Raw genomic sequence first — 3,161 nt, forward strand, 5'->3', positions numbered from 1 at the left:
GGCTGGTCGATCGGGCATCGCGGTCGAAGCTCTCCTCACTGGCACTGGGCGCCATCGGACGACTGAACAAATATCGTCATATTGTATTGTATGCTCGTTGGCGGAGTGCGCATCGCAAAGGAGTGGTGATGGCCACGCAGGTAGACGTCGGTACCCGGCCCCTGAGCAGCGACCGGGCCGTCGCGTTGTACCGCCTCATGAGCAAGGTGCACCACAGCGACCAGCGCGTCCGAAAAGGGTTGTCGTCCGGGGAAATCGCGATGAGCTATTGGCCGGTGGACGGTCAGGAGGCGATGTCGGCCGGGGCCGCGCTCGCCCTGTCAAGTGCGGACCAACTGGTCACCACCTATCGCGGGCTGGGCGACGTCGTGGCCAAGGGCGTCGACCTGACCGCGTACTTCGCCGAGATCCTCGGCCGCGGCACCGGCCTGTCGAAGGGCAAGGCCGGCGCGATGGGCATCTACGACCCCGAGCATGGCATCGCCTGGACCACCGGCATCGTGGGCGCCGGCCCCCTGATCGCGAACGGGATCGCGCTGGCGGAGGCCGTCAAGGGCAGTGACCGCGTGGTACTGGTCAGCTTCGGCGACGGGGCGACCAGCATCGGTTACGTCCACGAGGCCATGAACATGGCTGCGCTATGGGCGCTTCCGGTGGTGTTCTTCTGCCAGAACAACGCGTGGGCCGAATGCACGCCGGTGGCCGGTTACACCCGCACGGCGCGATTGTCCGACCGGGCCGCGGGTTATGCGATGCCCGGCGTCACGATCGACGGCACGGACCCGCACGCGGTGTACCAGGCAGTGGCCGAGGCGGCCGAGCGCGCACGGTCCGGGGGCGGGCCGTCGTTCGTCGAAGCGGTCGCCTACCGCCTGCAGGGGCACTACTTCGGCGACCAGATGCCCTACGCCGACCCCGACGAGCTGGCCGCCAAGCGCGCCGACCCGCCCTTCGCGCGGTATCGGCGGCGGCTCATCGACGCGGGTTTGGCGCATGCCGTCGACCTGGACCGGATCGACGCCGACTTGGTTGCCGAGATCGACGCGGCCTTCGCCGCCGCCCGCGACGCCGAGCCCCCCGCCGACGACGAACTGACCCGCGACGTGTTTGCCGCCCACGGCAGCGAGCTTGCGGCACCGGCGACAAAGCGCGCCGCGATACCCCAGGGCGAAACCGAGACCCTCGGCCTGGTGCAGGCGATCCACCGCACGCTGGATCGCGCGATGGCGGCCAACGATGCGATCGTGCTGCTCGGCGAGGACATCGCCGACCCGTCGGGCGGCATGTTCAAGATCACCGCGGGGTTGTCGACGAAATACGGCGCCCAGCGGGTGCGCGACACCCCGATCGCGGAGTCCTCGATCATCGGCGCCGCGGTGGGCGCGGCCCTGGGTGGTCTGCGGCCGGTGGCGGAGCTGATGTTCATGGACTTCCTCGGCGTGGCCATGGACCAGATCGCCAATCACGCGGCCAAGATCCGCTACATGTCCGGCGGACGGCAGGGCGCTCCGGTTGTCATCCGCGCCATGGTGGGCACGGCGGCCGGCCCGCAGCACTCCCAGGCCTTCGAGGCCTGGGCGATGCACACACCCGGCATCAAGGTCGTGTGGCCCAGCACCGCCGCCGACGCTGTCGGGCTGCTCAACGCCTGCCTGGCCGAGGACGATCCCTGCCTGTTCATCGAGTCGATGAAGCTCTATTACGGCGGCGGCAAGGGGCCCGTGCCGACGGACGACTACGTGATCCCGCTCGGCCAGGCCGACGTCAAACGCGCCGGCGCCGACGTCACGATCTGCACCTACGGCAGCTTGGTGCACGCCGCCCTGGCCGCCGCCGAACAGCTTGCCGCCGAAGGCGTTTCGGTGGAGGTGGTCGACCTGCGCTCCCTGGTGCCGTTGGATCTGGCCACCGTTTTCGACTCCGTCCGCAAAACCGGGCGCCTGGTCGTCGCTCACGAGTCCGTCGGGTTCTGCGGCCCGGGAGCCGAAATCGCCGCGGCCGTCGGGACGGAGCTCTTCGGCGAGCTGTCGGCCCCGATCCAGCGCGTGGGCGGAACGTACACGCCCGTCCCGCGGGCGGCGACGCTGGAAGCCGCCTGCCGCCCGGACACGGCGCGGCTCGTCGAAGCGGTCAGGAGGATCGCGTGATCCAGGTGCGGATGCCGAAGCCGGGCGACGCGATCACCGAAGCGGAGGTGACGGAGCTCTACGTGGCGGACGGCGCGCATGTCTCCGAGGGCGATCCCCTTTACCAGATCGCCACCGACAAGGTCGAGATGGACATCGAAGCGCCGGCCAGCGGCGTTGTGACGTGGAAGGTCAGCGCCGGGGCAAGCTATGACGTCGGCGAACTGCTCGCCGTGATCGAGGCGCAGTGAACGCCCTACCGGATTCCGTCGACGTCGACCTCTGTGCGTCGGAGCTCGAGGGCAGGATCGACGGCGACACCCTGACCGTCACCATCAACCGGCCGGAGAAGAAGAACGCCGTCACCGCGGACGGCTACCACGGGATCAAACGGGCCGCGATGATCGTCGCCGACGAACCGGACCTGAACTTTCTGGTGATCACCGGCACGGGCGACGTGTTCTGTGCGGGCGGCGACATGAACGCGGTGCAGAATCCGGATCGCCGGTGGGACGCGTTCACCGAGTCCTATGACGGAACACCGTTCGAAACGCTGGGCAAGATACCGAAACTCGTGGTCTGCGCCGTCAACGGCATCGCCATGGGGGGCGGCTTGGTGATGACGTTGTTCGCCGACCTCGTCGTCGCCTCCGATCGCGCCCGGTTCCGGGTCCCGGATCTCACCCGTGGCGTGTACGAGGCGTTCGTCGCCGCTCGACTACCGCACCGACTGGGCACGCTGCGGGCCAATCACCTGATCTACGGCAATGATTGGGTCGACGCGCAGGAGGCCGAGCGACTCGGTCTGGTCGGCAAGGTCGTTGCGCACGACTCGCTGCGCGCGGAGGTCGATGCCCTGCTCGAGCGAGTCCGGAAGACCGGACCCGCCGCGCGCGCGGCCGTCAAGAGGGAAATGGCGCGAGCGCTGCCACCCGTCGACGTGACGGGCTACTGGTCGTCGATCGGAACCGCCGAACAGATCGAGGCCTTCACGGCGTTCCTGCAGAAGCGATCTCCGGCTTGGGCGGTCAGCCG

The 3,161-nt window shown here is 68.8% G+C and carries 3 protein-coding genes; all 3 read left to right on the forward strand.

Annotation, left to right across the window (positions count from 1 at the left end; translation table 11 throughout):
* The first annotated feature begins 128 nt into the window (after positions 1-128).
* Positions 129-2,147, forward strand: a complete 2,019-nt coding sequence (locus A9X05_RS06425) for a thiamine pyrophosphate-dependent enzyme (protein WP_067780048.1) — start codon at positions 129-131, stop codon at positions 2,145-2,147.
* Positions 2,144-2,377 carry a lipoyl domain-containing protein gene (locus tag A9X05_RS06430; RefSeq protein WP_082950093.1) on the forward strand — a complete coding sequence of 78 codons (234 nt, stop codon included), beginning with the start codon at positions 2,144-2,146 and terminating at the stop codon, positions 2,375-2,377. Before A9X05_RS06425 ends, A9X05_RS06430 begins: the two co-directional genes overlap by 4 nt.
* The coding region (locus tag A9X05_RS06435; protein ID WP_067755603.1) for an enoyl-CoA hydratase/isomerase family protein at positions 2,374-3,161 on the forward strand (788 nt) is incomplete at its 3' end. The genes A9X05_RS06430 and A9X05_RS06435, both read left to right, overlap by 4 nt.

Source organism: Mycobacterium sp. E3298, from assembly GCF_001666895.1.
Lineage (GTDB): Bacteria > Actinomycetota > Actinomycetes > Mycobacteriales > Mycobacteriaceae > Mycobacterium.